General features: G+C 42.1%; 10 protein-coding genes. 8 read left to right on the forward strand and 2 right to left on the reverse strand.

Features of this window, described 5'->3' with window-relative positions; all coding sequences use genetic code 11:
- The 7 genes from F607_RS29320 to F607_RS29330 all read left to right on the forward strand — a co-directional run.
- The coding region (locus tag F607_RS29320; protein WP_038291108.1) for a transposase at nt 1-324 on the forward strand (324 nt) is incomplete at its 5' end.
- 317 nt (nt 325-641) lie between these two features.
- Entirely contained in the window at nt 642-1,358 is a 717-nt protein-coding gene (bamI, locus tag F607_RS0111470; RefSeq protein ID WP_027708201.1) for a biofilm-associated metzincin protease inhibitor BamI, read from the forward strand.
- Nucleotides 1,359-1,427: 69 nt separating this feature from the next.
- Entirely contained in the window at nt 1,428-3,287 is a 1,860-nt protein-coding gene (gene mep72, locus F607_RS0111475) for a biofilm-associated metzincin protease Mep72 (protein ID WP_027708202.1), read from the forward strand.
- Nucleotides 3,288-4,223: 936 nt separating this feature from the next.
- A complete protein-coding gene (gene bamI, locus F607_RS0111485; RefSeq protein WP_157365437.1) occupies nt 4,224-4,913 on the forward strand; it encodes a biofilm-associated metzincin protease inhibitor BamI in 690 nt (229 codons plus the stop codon).
- 40 nt (nt 4,914-4,953) lie between these two features.
- Complete coding sequence (gene mep72, locus F607_RS0111490; protein WP_027708204.1) at nt 4,954-6,843, forward strand: biofilm-associated metzincin protease Mep72; 1,890 nt, start codon at nt 4,954-4,956, stop codon at nt 6,841-6,843.
- A 406-nt stretch (nt 6,844-7,249) separates the two neighbouring features.
- On the forward strand, nt 7,250-7,894 hold the full coding sequence (locus tag F607_RS32775) for a hypothetical protein (protein WP_051311352.1): 645 nt from the start codon (nt 7,250-7,252) through the stop codon (nt 7,892-7,894).
- A gap of 506 nt (nt 7,895-8,400) precedes the next feature.
- A complete protein-coding gene (locus tag F607_RS29330; protein ID WP_051311354.1) occupies nt 8,401-10,044 on the forward strand; it encodes a M20/M25/M40 family metallo-hydrolase in 1,644 nt (547 codons plus the stop codon).
- Nucleotides 10,045-10,140: 96 nt separating this feature from the next.
- On the opposite strand, the gene aceF is transcribed toward F607_RS29330, so the two are convergent.
- Nucleotides 10,141-11,760, reverse strand: coding sequence for a dihydrolipoyllysine-residue acetyltransferase (gene aceF, locus F607_RS0111505; protein ID WP_027708205.1), 1,620 nt, complete (start codon nt 11,758-11,760; stop codon nt 10,141-10,143).
- 35 nt (nt 11,761-11,795) lie between these two features.
- On the reverse strand, nt 11,796-14,450 hold the full coding sequence (gene aceE, locus F607_RS0111510; RefSeq protein ID WP_157365440.1) for a pyruvate dehydrogenase (acetyl-transferring), homodimeric type: 2,655 nt from the start codon (nt 14,448-14,450) through the stop codon (nt 11,796-11,798).
- A 269-nt stretch (nt 14,451-14,719) separates the two neighbouring features.
- Between aceE and glnE the strand changes: the two genes are divergently transcribed.
- Nucleotides 14,720-17,692, forward strand: a complete 2,973-nt coding sequence (gene glnE, locus F607_RS29335; RefSeq protein ID WP_051311356.1) for a bifunctional [glutamate--ammonia ligase]-adenylyl-L-tyrosine phosphorylase/[glutamate--ammonia-ligase] adenylyltransferase — start codon at nt 14,720-14,722, stop codon at nt 17,690-17,692.
- Nucleotides 17,693-17,748 lie beyond the last annotated feature (56 nt).

Here is a 17,748-nt window from a genome sequence, read left to right on the forward strand (position 1 = left end):
TTTGGAGCGCAGTGGGATCATAAATACCCGCAAATTAGTCGCTCTTGGCAACAGCACTGGGAAAACTTAAGGACACTGTTCAACTACCCTGATGACATTCGAAGAGCGATTTATACGACGAATGCCATTGAATCACTCAACAGCGTCATCCGAAAAGCGATTAAAAAGCGTAAACTGTTTCCAACGGATGATGCGGCAAGAAAAGTTATTTTCTTAGCGATTCAAGATGCATCAAAAAAGTGGACAATGCCGATTCGAAACTGGAAAGCCGCGCTCAATCGATTTATGATTGAGTTTGAAGATAGACTTAAACCCTATATTTAAAACTGGGCGGATACACAGAAATATTTACAGGGTCGTTAATGACAGGCCCTCGTTACTGTATAACCTTTCACGCTTTTATCTAAACTTACAATATTGAAATATATACTCGCCGTTGAATCATCTGTCTTACAGTAAATGATTACCGTCGCTTAAGCGGCGTGAACATATCTACAACATATACAATTACTGATGTGTCTTTTATTTTATTGTGCAAGATATCGCATAAAGCATAATAAGCCCTCTTTATACTCCGAAGAAGTGTTTCCTGAACTTGTTTACCAAGAGCTGTTGTTTGCTTCTTAAGGGGTACCGTTTTTATGAAAAACTCGAAAATAATTATAGGTGCTGGTGCATTACTGGTCGGTGTTTGTGCTGCTGTGGTTTTGACGCCTGCACTAAAGACAAAACCAGCCGCTAGCGTGCAACCTGTTAGTAGTACTGCAGGAGATAAAGCACAACCTGTGGCTTCTGTTGGTTCAGATACAGTATCTACTCCATCAACTCAACCAGCAGAAGATGCAGCCGTTGCTAGCCAAAAAGATATTCCTTTGCCTGAGCCAGGTCCTCAGCTAGCAGAAGTAGATCCAAATGAAGTGATCAATATGTGGAAAGTTGATGATGGTAATCCAACATCTGAGGATGGCGGTGTTACAGCTTACAATGTGCAAGTTGATCCGACTATTGTTTCCAGCTTACAGATGGGACAAACCTTAGAGTTTGAAATTCCCCATTTGAATCAATCGTATAAAGCACAACTTACTTCAACACATAATCAGCTTGATGATGTACATGTTTTTAAAGGAAAAATTGAGAATGGAAGTAATGTTGAGAATGTCATTGTTACTCGTGGAGAAATCGAAACCTATGTAACAGTTTCAACAGAGCAGGGGGTTTACACCACTCGCATTGATAACAAAACAGGCAGAAGTACAGTGGTCAGTGAAACAGATCGCTTGCGTACCATTACAAACTTTAATGATGCATTGCCTGCCCCAGAAGTGCCTATTACGCCTCCTCAAAAAGATAATGGCTAATAAAAAAATTTTTATAACACAAAGTAGCCTATACCGCGTTTTAGGGTTGTATGTAGGAGAAAAGAAGAAATGGCAAGCCAAATAAAACGATCGTTAATGGGGCTTAGCTTCTTAACGGCCTCAATTATGTCTGCATCCGTAGTGGCTGAAACAGTTGATGTCATGCTGTTGTATTCCCCAGAAGTAGCAGAAAACACAGATATAAAAGCAAAAATGGCATCTTGGGTAGAGTATGCAAATACAGTATATAAAAATAGTGAGCTTAATTTAACGCTACGCTTGGTGCACTCTGAAGCATTAAGTAAAGACTATGGAAAAATTGATCAGGAAACACTTAAGAAACTGACAGACGACAGTAAAGTTTCCAAGTTACGTCAAGAAAAGGGAGCTGATATCGTCAGTTTTATAACGGCACGTACAGGGGATAAGTGCATTGTATCTTGGATGCCCAAAGGTGAAAACGGAAAGCTAAAGGAAACCTCTGGTAATTTAGCCTTTAATGTTTTTGGAGACTCCTGTGGTGATAGTGCTTTGGTGCATGCGATTGGCCATAACTTTTCACTAGGCCACTCAGCTCGGCAAAACTCAAAAGGTGGAATGTACCCATGGGCTAGAGGACATGGACAAGAAGGGTTGTTTACCACGGTTATGGCTTACTCAAGTGCATATGGTGATGCCCCACAGGTTGCCATGATGTCGGCCCCGTCCTTAAAAAAATGCAAGGATCAAGCCTGCGGTATTGATAAAGAGAGTGAAAGTGGCGCTGATGCAGTGTCGAATATGAAGCAAGTGGCTGCTCAAATTGCGGCTTATATGCCAACAAAAGTTGATGATGGTAGTACACCTCCTGGAGACAAACCAGGAGATGGAGATAAACCAGGAGATGGAGATAAACCAGGAGATGGAGATAAACCAGGAGATGGAGATACTCCTGATACGGTTTGTAAGAAGCCAGATTTAGAAAAAGATAACCTGATTTTACAGCCTGATTTTAATAGCGTAGATAAATGGCAGCCTTTTTACACAAGTGCTACCCAGTTAAAGGAGCATACTGTTAAGCGTGACTGTGGACGTGATAACTTGTTACATATCACTAATCGTAAGCAATACTATGACGGTGTGATTCAAGACTTAACAGGAAAGCTCGAAGCAGACCAAAAATATACCCTAACAGCTAAACTTGGCTTGAAAGTGGGTGATGACGGTAAAGAAAATCGAGACTTTGGTTTAGTTGCACTGCTTATTAAAAATGACCTTGGTGCTTACTACTATCAATACCTGTCAATTAAGTCTATTACCACTAGCGAAATGACTTCGATTAAAGAGACGTTTTCTTTGCAAGCGCTAGGTAAGGTAGAAAAAGTTAAATTGCTAATTTTTGGACCTAAAGGTCAGCGTGACTTAATAGTTGATGAAATTAAGATCTCAAAATCTTCCAGTGAGACACCAGAACCTCCCAAAAATCCACCCTTACTTGAGCACTCATTTGAGGAAAATGACCATGGTTGGAAGCCAGCCTTTGGGTCGGGTGAACTGGTACGAAAAGCAGATTTTGCACACGGTGGTCAGTGGTCTTTAATGTCATCTGATCGTAGCCACTGGTACTCAGGACCATCGATTAACTTGAAAGGGCTAATTGAGGCTGATAAAGCTTATACTTTATCTTTGGCTGCAAGCTTGGGTAAGGATGCTAAAGCAGAAGAGAATATTGATATTCAGCTCTTTTATGTGGATGAAGATGGATATCATTGGCAGCGTTTAACAACAGAAAAGCTTGCAGCGGGTGGTGCTTGGTCAGAAATTACAACCGCCTTGAAATTTGCGCCCAAAGGCGTCGTGAAATATGCAAACTTGTATATCTTTGGACCTGAACCTTCTGCTTCACTCTTTATTGATGACATCAATTTAAAACTAAACTCTGAAGAGTAGTGACCTTTTTAAGATAATTAGATAGCGGGTACATCGTGCCCGCTTTTTTAATTCTTTCCAGATGGTATTGAGGTCTAGGTCACATTTGCTTTCGGCAGTACAGTTATAAACCACCACTTAAATTGAGAAACCTATCGCATTAATGTCGAAAAGAGCATCATCTTAAATGCCACTGTGAGTAAGTTCATTTATATTCAACGTGGAGAAACTTATACTTTCACCTGCGATAAGGGATTAAAAAGCATGGATAGGTTTAGCTTGAATTACTAAGTTAACCTTTTGATAAGCTGGGCGTTACTACATGCACTCAGTAGGCTGGAAGTATATCAGGGCAACATTAGATCACTGCTCTATTAACAAATGAGTAAGCAGTAAAGTAAGTCGATAAAGAAAGTACTGGGGTTTAGCCATAATGGTTGATAAAAATCTAATAAAAGCCTGTGCCTTGATTTTTGTGGGTGTTTGCGCAGCGTTTATGCTATCACCTTATTTACATACATCTGAAACACCCTCTGAAGTTTCTTCTGTAGTTGTTCCATAAAGTGGTTTTGCTAAAGTCAAAGTAGTGCATTCATAATGTCAAATAATAAGTATTAGCAAATCCTTGTATTTGTACTTTAGGTCCATTTTGTTTTTATGCTTATTTGCTGCTCTTCATTGTATTCAGCCTAGAATAGTACCATTTTTTTAAAGCCATTTATCTTTCAGATATTACGCTTCAACCTGAACTAGACTCATAATCCTCCTGGACGTTCACCTTAAACTGGAAAAGTGTGAACCTGTTCGCTAAAAAGCATTCCCCCAAATAATATACTTATTCTGTCTTATTTAACGTTGAGGGTGTGACAAGGTATGTCGCAGCACTTTGGTGCTATTTTGTAAGGAGTCATCGTAGTACAACGTTGTCAGACAGTCTCATTTCTTGGAGAAATTTACGTGAATTACACTAACCTGATGCGTACGACATTGTCGGTATTAGGCGTCTCGCTATTTTCTTTTTATTTAGTGGGGTGTTCAGAGTCCACAGATAAAGCAGAAGTTAAAAGTACAGCTTCTGACGTATCAAAAGTCAGTACTGAACAGGCTGAAAGTCAAGCTTCACAGCAAAGTAAAAAGCTATCAGAAAATAATCCAAAAGTAGTAGTTACAGAAGAGGTATTCCCTGAACCACCAGCTTCAAAAAAAGCCGTGGACTTAACTAAAGGGCAACATCAACTTTGGCAGTTGTTAGATACTGATATTGAAAATAAGGAAACTTATGCAATTCAAGCCGATCCTGCAGTGCTGTCTTCGTTTGCTATTGATGGTGTTGTAACAATGCAGGTAACGCATGACCATTCAGTATCAGCCAAGTTAGTCGAGACCTATAACGGTGATATGGGGGAAATGGTCTGGAAAGGTGAGATTGTTGATGGCGATAACACAGAAAGTATGTTGGTTACAGAAGGCGAGCGTACCACAATTATAAGTTTAGCTACTCGTTACGGTAATCAGACTATTGTCGTTGATAAGAAAACGGGCAAAGGGCGCGCAACAAGTGAAGATGAGATTGCGCAACGACAAAACCCAAAACATGTCGATGCGATTCCCGTTAAAGATGATTTACTTAAACCACAACCAAAATAACATTTAAATTGAATTGAAGAGCCATTCCGGGAGCCCTGCAATGAGTTTTTTATTTAGAAAAAAAGCGTTAGTGCTATCACTAGCGAGCTGCTTTGCTGTGTCAGCACAAGCTGGTGAAAATGTTGTTGATATCATGGTGCTTTATACTCAAGATGCTGTTGATTATGTAGTAGCCGGTGATATTGATGCCCAAATAGCGTCTTATATTAATTATTCAAATGAAACATTTAAGCGCAGTAATGTTAATTTGAAGTATCGTCTTGTTCACAAGCAGTTATTTAATCCTCGTAATATTAGTCGTTATGGTAAAGTAAATAGTAGCTCTCTGGCAGCATTTGCTGAAAACAGTGAAGTTGCTAATTTAAGGAAGAAGTATGGGGCAGATATTGTCACGCTGGTTAACCTTCGTGAAGAAGTAGTTAAAGGAAATTCTGTATACTACACTTGTGGTATAGGGTATGTGCCAGGTGGTTATAATAATACGTTTTATTCAAATGCTAGCGCTAATGCCTACAATTTGGTCGGTGTAGAGTGTGGTAACAGAACGTTTTTACATGAGTCAATGCATAATGCAGGTGCTGGGCACTCAAAAGAACAAGATGATTATAACTCAGAAAGCTATCGGGTAGACAAATCGGCACGTGGCTATGGCCAGTATAACCGCTTTGCAACGATCATGGCTTACCCACATGTTTTTGGTAGTGCTAAGACAGTGCCATATATTTCTAACCCTGCAATTTATAACTGTGATAACGACTCATGTGGTGTTCATGGCAGTGCAGATGCGGCTAAGCATTTGAATAAGATGGGGGATAAAGTTGCTAACTTTATGGCAACGAAGGTTGTTGATACATCTACACCAACTGACGATGGAACAACCTCTGAGCCTGAAACCCCCAAAACAGATACTCCAGAAACACCAAAGTCAAAGCCTAATCCTAAGCCAAAACCTAAGCCGATTTCTGTTTGTGAAAAAGACAGCTTAGATGGTAACTTACTTGATGATGGTGACTTCAATGAGAGTGGTGCATGGGAGTCTTACACCCAGTCTGAAAGCATTAGTACAGTTTATACAACGCGTGACTGCGGAAGAGATTATATTGCTTTAGTGAGCAACCGTAATTACTTTTATAGCGGTGCGGTGCAAGATATAACGGCAAAGGTTGAATCGGGTGTTGAGTATACTCTTTCTGCTAAGATGGGCTTAAGTGGTAACTATCGTTCTAGAAGTACTGGTAGTTTAGCCATTCAAGTCTCTGATAGTCGTGGTACTTATTACCACTATGTTGCAAATAAGTCGTTGGCGGCTAATACACTTTCTAAACTATCTGGCAAGTTTAAAATTAAATCAAGAGGCACAATCTACTCTGTAAGAGTTTTAGCTTATGGACCAGGTGCGGGTACAGACTTTTATCTTGATGAAGTTTTATTGAAGAAGGTTGAGCAGCCAAAAGTTAAGGAAACACCAAAACCTGTTATCAGCTTTGTGCTTGATGAAAACTTTGAGCGTGGTGCGGGTAACTGGTTTGGTTATGGTAGTTATGCGACTAATTCATGGCAGTACTCAACATCTGGTTATCGCAGTTTAATTGCATTTAACAGATCGTCTCAATATAGCGGTCCAGCACTGAACTTGCATGGTATTATTGAGCCAAGCAAACGTTTTAAAATGCAGGCTAAATTAAGACTAGGCTATAGCTTGAAGAATACTGAGAATGTTGAAGTGGTTCTGACTTATGTAAATAGTAATGGTTATCGTAAGTGGGAAACTGTGTCTGCGAAGAAAGTAAACAAGGGACAATGGTACGATATTGAAGGTACTTTTACTGCACCTGCCTACAACTTGCGTAGTACCTATATGATGATTGTCGGACCATCTGCTGGTACTGAGTACTATCTGGATGATGTTAAGGTGAATCGCGTTCAGTAGTATAAATTTGCATTTGCTAGTGACGTTCAAAAAAACAGGTGCTTAGGCACCTGTTTTTTTATGTCTTTTCGAGTCCAGAGCTAGAGAAGCTCTTAATATTTGATAAGCGCTGATGAACCTTGTAACAGGTGATAGGTAGCTTAAGCTGCACAAAAAATATTCAGAAATAAGACAAAAGTTTGATTTTATTTGTGATATGTATCAACACGGTATACAAAAAGTAATAAATTAGCAACAGAATGTGTGTTTTTTCACAACCACAATAGAGGTTAACCTATAAACTTCACACAACTTAATTGATTTGGCGCTAAGTACTTAATTGAAATATGTGCAATTTATTCTATGAAATCATACAATTTTCAGCCTGATAATGAGTAATCATTATTTTTTATCTAGGGATCGATGCATGAAGGTATTCTTTTTTGGCTGTTCTGGATTGTTATCACTGGCATGTAGCACATTTGTGGCGCTGACTTCCATTAACGTGTCAGAGCAAAATCAAAATACACTATATATCAAAGAAACTGCTGCTGCAGTTGCAAGCTCAAAGTCTTTAAATACTGAGACTAGTCATGCGGAACTTGTTTCGGTAATTAATGACGAGCAGGCAATGGAGGTTATGGGTGAATCGATTTGGTCTGTTGACCCTGTTCCCTCAAAAGTTGAAGATGGAGTGCCTTTGCTAAAGCTACAGGCAAATCGTCAGGTGCTAGCGACACTAAACCTTGGTCAGGTTTTACAGCTTAAAGTACCTGGATTAGACAAAGTGCTTCTAGCGGAGCTGTTTTCTACCCATAACCAACGCAATAATATGCAGGTTTGGTCTGGGCGTTTACTTAACCGTCAACCCGGTGAAAGTATTTTAGTGACTAAAGGAAGTCACGAAACGTATATCACGATTTCTACTAAAAAAGCTGTTTACTCTGTCAGAATCAATAATGAGACGGGTTATGGTACTATGATTAATGAAACACAAGTTCTTAATGACCTTGTGGATAGATCTAAAGATAAAGAAAAGTCTGACTCTACACGGCTTGCACAAACAGATTAAAAAATAAAAGTTTCTTCTTCTTAACCCTTAATACCTTTTGATTATTATATTTCTTCAATTATTTCCTGCCTGCTTAATTAAAAATTTTTTGATATATAAAACTGAATGTTACGGTGTGATAATTAACTGTATCGTGTTAGTGATATATTTTTATGCTGTTGAATTCGTTTGTTAGTTTTTAACTATTGGTTTGTCATTGTTTGTTTTATAAAATATTTATTGGTGATTGTAGAAATATTTGGTGTAATTTTTTATTTAAAAATATGTTAAAAAGCTTAAGCTGTTGTCGGATTTTATAGGTTGAGTTTTTTGCTATGAGCAATTTTCGGTAGTGTCTTAGGAGAAAATCTGATATCACGATTAGTTAATTAATTCTTGCTATTTTAGTTGATGATTTAAAAGTCGATTTCTTTACTTGACAGTCGCGCCAAAAAAATATTTGCTGATAGAGGTGGATAGCTCAAAGCTAAAAATACAAGGATGTCACTCTTTACAGGGAATTTTATATGAAAATCAAAAAGGTTACGGCAGGGATAATTACTTCGTTGGTTTTAACGGGTAGCCTTGTGACTTCAAGCCTGAGCGTGGGCAACACAATTGCCGATGAGAAGCAGAAGCTTTGGGTTACAATGGGCTCAGATGCTTATGCTGGAATACAGCAACTTATGGGTAACCAGCTTCCTAAATACACAATTTCTAGTTTGGCTCAGACTGATGTTGCGGTAACACAGCTTGATCCCGCTCATCTTGATTTGATTTCGTATTATATGCATGCCAAATATAAGCGTTGTGGTGGTTTTATGGTGCATGATTCTTATGCTGATGCCGTTAAGTCAGCTAATGAGATGATTGCGAATAAGACAGAATCATTAGTAACCATTGACTACACAATAGACCAACAAAAAGTAGTGAATGCTTTTCTACCACAGTTACAAGAGAGTGATATTCGTACGACAATTGATGGCATGGCTAACTTTCATAACCGCTATTATCAAAGTGATACAGGCAAAGATGCCTCTGGCTGGATTAAAAATACCTGGGAACGTTTAACCAATGGGCGAGCCGATACCAAGGTGGAGTTATATCAACACAGTAGATGGAAACAGCCTTCTGTGATTATGACCTTACAAGGTGACGGGAGTACTGATGAAGTGGTGGTTATTGGTGGACACATGGACTCTATCAACCATAACGTCAGTGATAAATTGAGAGCACGAGCACCTGGTGCCGATGATAATGCTTCGGGGATTGCCACTATTACAGATGTAATCAAAGTAATGATGGCAAATAACTATAAGCCAAAGCGAACCATCAAGTTTATGGCTTATGCTGCTGAAGAGGTAGGCCTGCTAGGCTCGGATGATATCGCTGAAGATATGAAAGGTCAGGGAGCAAATGTGGTTGGGGTTATGCAACTTGATATGACCAATTACCAGGGATCATCTTATGACTATGCATTGGTAACGGATTATACCAATTCAGCACAAAATGAATTTTTAAAGCGGCTAATTAGCCAGTATCTTTCTCAATATACGTATACCACAATGCGTTGTGGTTATGCTTGCTCTGATCATGCTTCCTGGCACCGTCAGGGGTACGCTGCGAGTATGCCATTTGAAGCTCCCATGCAGCAAAGTAATCGTTATATTCATACGGCCAATGACACCCTTGATAAGTCGGGCAATAACGCAAACCACGCATTAAAATTTGCTCAATTAGCGACAGCATTCTTAGTTGAAATGGCCAAGAGCGCTGGTGATGATGGCGATGGGGACGATCAAGGTGAGTACAAACAGTTTTACTCCGCTATCGGTTTCTGTCTTGATGTACAGGACTCAAAAACACCACTGGCTAATGAGTGTAGTAAAGCTGATGGCCAACAGTGGATGCTGGGTAATGATGGAACAATGAAGTCTAAGCGTTATAAAGACTCGTGTCTGACAGTGACAGATAGTAGTGGAAGTGGTGGCTCTGTTGCTATGGAAAAATGCGCTGGCAGCAATAGTCAAAAATGGACGCTTAATGGTGATGCATTAGTGAATGACAGCTTGGCAGATCGAGCACTAACAGTTTATGGATACAGGCAGGGTGCTAAAGTTGGTATGTGGTATGATTGGGGTCAGGATTACCAGCGTTGGAGTTGGAAATAACTATTTAAGTCTTCAGTCGTGTTTTTAAACATAAAATACTATAAAAAAAGCCCATCAACTGATGGGCTTTTTTTGACTCTTAAGGCGTGATGAGTACTAAAGCAGTAGTTCTCTAATATCGCCAAGTGCAGCTGCCAGAACAGCAGCAAAACGTGCTGCATCTGCACCATTAATAGCTCTGTGATCGTAGGATAAACACAGTGGTAACATTAAGCGTGGCAAAAACTCTTTACCGTTCCAGACCGGCTTCATGCTCGCTTTGGAGACACCGAGAATACCAACTTCTGGTGTATTTACGATTGGCGTAAATGCTGTTCCACCGATACTGCCAAGGCTTGAAATGGTAAAACATGCGCCTTGCATTTCTGCTGGGCTGAGTTTTTTATCTTTCGCTTTTGCTGCTAACTCAACAGTTTCCTGCGCAAGTTGTGTCAAACTCTTCTTATCGGCATCACGAATCACGGGTACCAATAAGCCATCAGGTGTATCTACGGCAAACCCAATGTGGAAGTAATCTTTCATGATTAATGCATCACCTGTTGGGTTGAGTGAAGCATTAAACTGAGGAATGGCTTTTAGAGCATGAACACAGGCCTTAATGATAAAAGGCAGTGGCGTCATTTTAACGCCTTTTTCTTTTTGCGCTTTACGGAATGTTTCCAGCTCAGTGATATCGGCTTCTTCAAACTGTGTTACATGAGGAACATTCAGCCAAGAGCGATGTAAGTTGAAGGCTCCCACTTTACGCAAGCGTGTTAGTGGCTCTTCACGAACTGGGCCAAACTGGCTGAAGTCAATAGCTGGAACAGCAGGAATTGCGCCCATACCTTCTGCAGCAGGTGCTGCTTTAGGTTTATTTAACTGCTCACTGACATACTGCTGGACGTCTTCTTTTAGAATACGTCCACGTGGGCCAGAGCCTCTTACCAATGCTAAATCAACACCAAACTCACGGGCTAACTTGCGTACAGCTGGTCCAGCATGAATACGCTTGCTAGGCTCCTGCAGTTGAGCTGAAGCTGTGCTAGCTGCTTGAGCGGGTGCTGGCGACTTGGCTGTGGTTGGAGCACTTGCTGCAGGTGTTGCTGTTGTTTTTTGCTGAGGCTGAGATGAAGGTGTAGCAGGTTTGGCAGAACCTTTAGTCTCAAGCTCCAGGATCGCATCACCTATAGAGACTTTATCATCGACCTTAAGCAGAATTTTTTTCACGACACCTGCTTTGGGGGCAGGTACTTCCATCGTGGCTTTATCTGACTCAAGAACAACCAGAGAGTCTTCTTCGGCAACTTCATCACCGACATTGACACAGATTTCAATGACGGGGACATCATCGCTACCAATGTCAGGAACCTTGATGGTTTCTACTGCAGTTTCAGTAGAGGCTTCTGCAGCGGGTGCTGACGCTTCTTCTACAGTAGGTTCATTGGCAGGCTCTTCTGCTACAGGCTGACTAGGTGCTTCAGCTTGAGCACCACCAATAGCAGTGCTTAGAACTAAAATTTCATCGCCTTCAGAAACTTTGTCCCCAACCTTGACCAAGATTTCTTTGATTTGGCCAGCCTTGGGGCAGGGGATTTCCATTGTGGCTTTATCTGACTCTAATACAAGCAGTGACTCTTCTTCAGCAACGTCACTGCCCACACTGACGGAAATTTCAATGATTTCGACGTCATCACTGCCACCGATATCGGGTACTTTAATAATCTCGTCTGTCATTTGCGTGTTACCTTAATTATTCTTTGACTGAAGGATTAGCACTTAACGGGGTTCACTTTTTCAGGGTCAATGCCGTACTTCTGCATTGCCTTGGTAACCACGCTGGCTTCAATAAGCCCTTCTTCTTTCAGTGCATTTAAGGCAGCGATAGTGATGAAGTAACGATCTACTTCAAAGAATTCACGCAGCTTTTTACGAGAGTCACTACGGCCAAAGCCATCAGTACCTAATACCACATAACGTGAAGGAATGAACTCGCGAACCTGATCAGCATAAAGCTTCATGTAGTCTGTAGCCGCAACAACAGGGCCTTGACGGTTTGCGAAGCAGTTAGTCACATAAGGCACTTTGGCTTCAGACTCTGGGTGCATCTGGTTCCAGCGCTTGACTTCTAGAGCTTCACGACGCAGCTCATTGAAGCTGGTCGCGCTCCAAATGTCAGACTCAACCTTAAAGTCTTTTTTCAACAGTTCTGCTGCTGCACGTACTTCTTGCAGAATAGTGCCACAGCCCATGAGCTGAACTTTTAGCTTAGCCTTACGTGAGTTTTCTTCGAGGCAGTATAGACCTTTCAGAATACCATCAATCACTGCAGGATCTTCAGGCAGGGCAGGGTGCTGGTAGTTCTCATTCATGGTGGTGATGTAATAGAACACATTTTCCTGTTCGGTATACATTCGACGAATACCATCACGAACAATCACAGCAAGCTCGTAGCCATAAGTTGGGTCATAGCTAATACAGTTTGGAATAGTGGAAGCCAAAATATGACTGTGGCCATCTTGGTGCTGTAAGCCTTCACCATTCAATGTTGTCCGGCCTGAAGTAGCACCAATCAGGAAGCCTCGAGCCTGAATATCACCAGACGCCCAAGCCAGGTCACCTGTCCGCTGGAATCCGAACATAGAGTAAAATGCATAGAACGGAATCATGGGTACATTGTTGAAGCTGTAGGCTGTTGCGGCAGCAACCCACGCTGAATGTGCGCCAGCTTCGTTAATACCTTCTTGTAGAATCTGACCTTTTTTGTCCTCTTTGTAGAACATAACCTGGTCAGAATCCATTGGCTCATAGAGCTGTCCTGCAGAAGAGTAAATACCCAACTGGCGGAACATACCTTCCATACCAAAGGTGCGGGCTTCATCAGGAACAATAGGCACCACATGCTTGCCAATGGCCTTGTCTTTAACTAAAACGCTCAGGATACGGACAAAGGCCATGGTCGTTGAAATTTCACGCTCACCACTACCTTTAGTCACTTGCTCAAAGGCTTTTAGTTCAGGGGTGGGCAATGAAGAGCTCTTGGTTCGGCGTTGTGGGATATAACCGCCCAGCGATTCACGGCGTTTGCGCATGTAGACCATTTCTGGACTGTCGGCATCAGGGCAGTAGTATGGTACGTTTTCAAGTTCATCATCTTTGATAGGGATATCAAAGCGGTCACGGAATGCTTTCAGCTCATCTAGCTTCAGCTTTTTCAGTGAGTGTGTAGTATTAGCCGCCATACCACTACCAGTTTCATAACCTTTAACGGTCTTAGCAAGGATAACGGTTGGCTGACCAGTATGGTTAACCGCCGCATGGTAAGCAGCGTAAACCTTGTAAGGGTCATGACCACCACGGTTGAGCTTGTAGATATCGTCATCTGACAAGTGCTCAACCATTTTCAGTGTTTCAGCGTGTTTACCAAAGAAGTGCTCACGAGTATAAGAACCACCTTTAGCTTTATAGTTTTGGTAGTCTCCATCAACGCACTCATCCATACGTTGCTGTAATAAACCATGATCGTCTTGGGCAAACAGAGGATCCCAATGACGACCCCAAACTACTTTTATCACATTCCAGCCAGCACCGCGGAACTGGCCTTCAAGTTCCTGGATAATTTTGCCATTACCACGAACCGGACCATCTAGGCGTTGCAGGTTACAGTTAACAACAAAAATAAGGTTGTCCAGCTTCTCGCGACCGGCCATGCCAATGGCACCCATAGATTCAGGCTCATCCATTTCACCATCGCCTAAGAATGCCCAGACTTTGCGGTTGCCCGCCTTAGCCATTTCCCGGTTTTCCAAGTACTTCATGAAGTGAGCTTGGTAAATAGCTTGCAGAGGACCTAGACCCATAGAAACGGTTGGGAATTGCCAAAAGTCAGGCATCAACCAAGGGTGTGGATAAGATGATAAACCATTGCCATCCACTTCACGGCGGAAGTTATCAAGCTGTTGTGCTGTGATCCGGCCTTCTAAGAATGCACGTGAATAGATGCCTGGGGCAGTATGGCCTTGGAAGTAAATCAGGTCGCCATCATCTTCATCGTTGGGACCTTTAAAAAAGTAGTTAAAGCCAATGTCATACAAAGTTGCGCTGGATGCAAAGCTGGAGATATGTCCACCAAGATCATCTGGACTCATGTTTGCTCGCATTACCATCGCCATCGCATTCCAACGCACCAACGAACGGATGCGGCGTTCCATAAATAAGTCGCCTGGCATGCGTGCTTCACGAGAAGAAGGAATCGTATTGCGGTAAGGTGTTGTAATGGCGTATGGAAGTTGAGTTCCTTTACGGCTCGCATAACGGGCTAGGCGAGTCAGTAAATAATGCGCACGATCTTCCCCCTCTTTTTCGAGTACAGACTCTAGCGCTTCGAGCCACTCTTGGGTTTCAATAGGATCCACATCATTTTGCATCATTTATATTGCTCCAGGTCTTAGAAGCCTTGGGATCAGGCGTATAATGATTATAGCTACAAGGTTGTTAGCGCTTGATTATCTAAGAATTGAAAAGATTATTACGATTTTAATCTTTTTTATGTAGTAATACTACATATTGATCCAATTTGGGGTCTTTCAGGCTGAGTTTATGTAGTAAAGCTACAAAAAATGTAAGGCTAAAAACTGTTCAAAACCTTTAGGTTGTACCTTCTCATCTGTCAAGTTTGAGTCAATAAGGATTAGCAATGCAATCATTGCCATTAAGCGATTGTCCCCAGGAGATTAGCTCATTAGTGACTTTTTACTGGGAGCAGTTTGTACAAAATTGCCGCGACAATAACACAGTTTGCAATGACTTGGATAGATTGCCAGACAGTTTTTGGGCCGATTTGGTGACTGTGTGGGGAGGGAGCAGTTATGTTGCTCAGCAATGTTGTCATCACCCTGATTGGCTTTTGGCACTGGCGCAGGAATACGATACCCATAACCAGACAGTCACTGATCCGGTAACGTCAACATTAGCTTTAACCCTGGCTGATATTGATCGTGAAGATTTAGTGATGGAAGCTGTACGGCAGTTTCGTCACAGAGCAATGGTAGGCATCATTTGGCGTGATTTAACAAATAAAGCAACCCTTATCGAGACAACTGCTGCTTTAACGGAGCTTGCAGAAGAGTGCATTGATGCCAGTTATCAATGGTATTACCAGTACTTCTCTGCGCAGTGGGGAACACCCGCTTGGCAACAAGGAGGTAAAGAGGGTAAACCACCGCATATGGTTATCTTGGGTATGGGAAAATTGGGGGCAGGGGAGTTGAACCTGTCCTCGGATATCGACTTGATATTTGCATATCCCCAAGCAGGGCACACTGAAGGAAAGCAAAAGGCTATCAGTAATCAGGAGTTTTTTGTTCGGCTTGGCCAAAAATTAATTAATGCATTGGATGCTAATACAAAAGATGGTTTTGCTTTTCGTGTAGATATGCGGTTACGCCCATATGGTCAAAGTGGGGCGCTGGTTTTAAATTTTGATGCAATGGAACAGTACTATCAGGACCAGGGCCGTGACTGGGAGCGCTTTGCCATGATCAAGGCGCGAGTTGTTGGCGGCGACAAAAAAGCAGGAGCAGACTTGCTTGCCAGGTTGAAACCCTTCGTATTCAGGCGCTATGTCGATTTTAGTGCAGTTAATGCGCTGCGAGAAATGAAGCAAATGATTAGTCGCGAGGTGGTGCGCAAAGGCCGTCAACACAATATTAAGTTGGGGCCTGGAGGTATTCGTGAGGTTGAGTTTATTGTTCAGGCATTTCAGTTAATTCATGGTGGTCGAGACCCTGCACTACAGCAAAAGTCAGTCTTTAAATTACTCAATGTGCTAGCGGGTCAGGGCTATCTTCCTCTTGCCGCGACTCAAGAGCTTGAAAGTGCTTACCACTTTTTACGCAAATTAGAGCATGCTTTGCAAGCATGGGCAGACCAGCAAACACAAGACTTGCCAAAAGATAAAACTCAGCAGTGTAGGTTAGCCTGGAGTTTAGGGTTTGCTGACTGGAGCCTGTTAGCTCAAACCTTGGAAGAACACCGTAAAAAAGTCAGCTACCACTTTTCACAAATGGTCGCTGAGCCTACCGAAGAGCATGCTTCCAATGCAGTATTGTCCTGTTGGCAGTCGCTGTGGCAGGGGCAGCTAAGTGAAAATGAAGCGACACAGCAGTTGATAGCCCACCAGTTTCAGCACCCTGAAACGATTCTTCAACGTTTACAGCAACTGGCAAGTGATAAGTCAGTGCGAATGATGCAACGTAAAGGTCGACAAAGGTTAGACGCCTTTATGCCAATATTACTTGCTGCAGCTATTCACCAAAGTGATCCCAGCAATACGTTACTAAGAGTTTTACCTCTGGTGGAGCGTGTCCTAAGGCGGACAGCATATATATTACTGTTAATTGAAAACCCTGTGGCACTTCAGCAGTTGTTAAAATTATGTGCTGCTACTCCTTGGATTGCCGATACCATTGCTCGTTATCCAATGCTGCTGGATGAGTTTTTAGATGTGGGGTCACTTTATTCGCCACCTGATAAAGAAAAGTTGGCTGACGAGCTTCGGCAGCAATTAGCCAGAGTGCCAGAGGATGATATTGAGCTGCAGATGGAAACACTACGTTACTTTCGCATGGCGCATGTGTTGAGAGTGGCAGCTTCTGAAGTGGCAGGCACACTGCCATTAATGAAGGTAAGCGATTATTTAACCTGGATCGCTGAGGCTGTGTTGGAGCATGTGTTGTATATTGCTTTGCATTATGTGCAAAGTCGATATGGTCATCCAGGTGGAATAGAGGGTGATCAGATTGAGTTTATTGTTATTGCTTACGGAAAATTAGCAGGTATAGAACTAAGTTATGGCTCAGATCTGGATTTAGTCTTTGTGTACAACGCTCCTCATAACCAGTCCTCTTCGGGTCCTAAAGAAATCGATAACAGCCTTTATTTTATGCGGCTTGGCCAGCGTATGATCCATATTCTTACTGCGCAGACGCCTTCAGGACAACTTTATGATGTGGATATGCGGTTAAGACCTTCGGGCGCTTCGGGTTTATTAGTTTCAACCATTAATGCTTATGCAGAGTATCAAGCTGATAAAGCCTGGACTTGGGAACACCAGGCACTTGTCAGAGCAAGAGTAGTGGCTGGATCTCCTCAGCTAACGGGTCAATTTAGTGAGGTTCGGGCGCAGGTGTTGAGTCAAGCACGAGACCAGGAAAAACTCAAAGCTGAAGTGATTTCAATGCGAAAGAAAATGCGCGATAACCTGGCAACAAAAGAAACGAATGGTGGGAGGAGTGATGCTGCCTGGTTGGCTGAGACAAAATTTAATCTTAAACACGATTATGGAGGTATCGTAGACATTGAATTTATGGTGCAATATATGGTCCTGGCTTGGTCGCACCAATATTCTGACTTACTTACCTATACCGATAATATTCGGATTCTGGAAGAGTTGGAAAAAGCAGGTCTGTTAGCACCTGAATCTGCTAACCTGCTCCGCGAGGCTTACAAGGCTTATCGTTCTGCGGCTCATCGGCTGGTGTTACAAAATCAGTCTGGTGTAGTTACCGGCGATTCCTTTCATGAATATCGGCAAGGTGTTATTGCACTTTGGCAGCAGCTTCTGGGAGATACCCCAAGCCCAGTAGCTCATGAGAGTGGTGCCGACTAAACTTATACCTTTTGCATGAGTGCTATTAACTAATTGTTAAACCTGACATAGAGAAG

The organism is Zooshikella ganghwensis DSM 15267 (genome assembly GCF_000428585.1).
In the GTDB taxonomy this organism is placed as follows: Bacteria; Pseudomonadota; Gammaproteobacteria; order Pseudomonadales; family Zooshikellaceae; genus Zooshikella; species Zooshikella ganghwensis.

What these genes read in the sequence shown, in the direction of transcription:
- bamI (WP_027708201.1), top strand. Translation starts at nt 642, where the DNA reads ATGAAAAACTCGAAAATAATTATAGGTGCTGGTGCATTACTGGTCGGT.
- mep72 (WP_027708202.1), top strand. Translation starts at nt 1,428, where the DNA reads ATGGCAAGCCAAATAAAACGATCGTTAATGGGGCTTAGCTTCTTAACG.
- mep72 (WP_027708204.1), top strand. Translation starts at nt 4,954, where the DNA reads ATGAGTTTTTTATTTAGAAAAAAAGCGTTAGTGCTATCACTAGCGAGC.
- F607_RS32775 (WP_051311352.1), top strand. Translation starts at nt 7,250, where the DNA reads ATGAAGGTATTCTTTTTTGGCTGTTCTGGATTGTTATCACTGGCATGT.
- F607_RS29330 (WP_051311354.1), top strand. Translation starts at nt 8,401, where the DNA reads ATGAAAATCAAAAAGGTTACGGCAGGGATAATTACTTCGTTGGTTTTA.
- aceF (WP_027708205.1), bottom strand. Translation starts at nt 11,760, where the DNA reads ATGACAGACGAGATTATTAAAGTACCCGATATCGGTGGCAGTGATGAC.
- aceE (WP_157365440.1), bottom strand. Translation starts at nt 14,450, where the DNA reads ATGCAAAATGATGTGGATCCTATTGAAACCCAAGAGTGGCTCGAAGCG.
- glnE (WP_051311356.1), top strand. Translation starts at nt 14,720, where the DNA reads ATGCAATCATTGCCATTAAGCGATTGTCCCCAGGAGATTAGCTCATTA.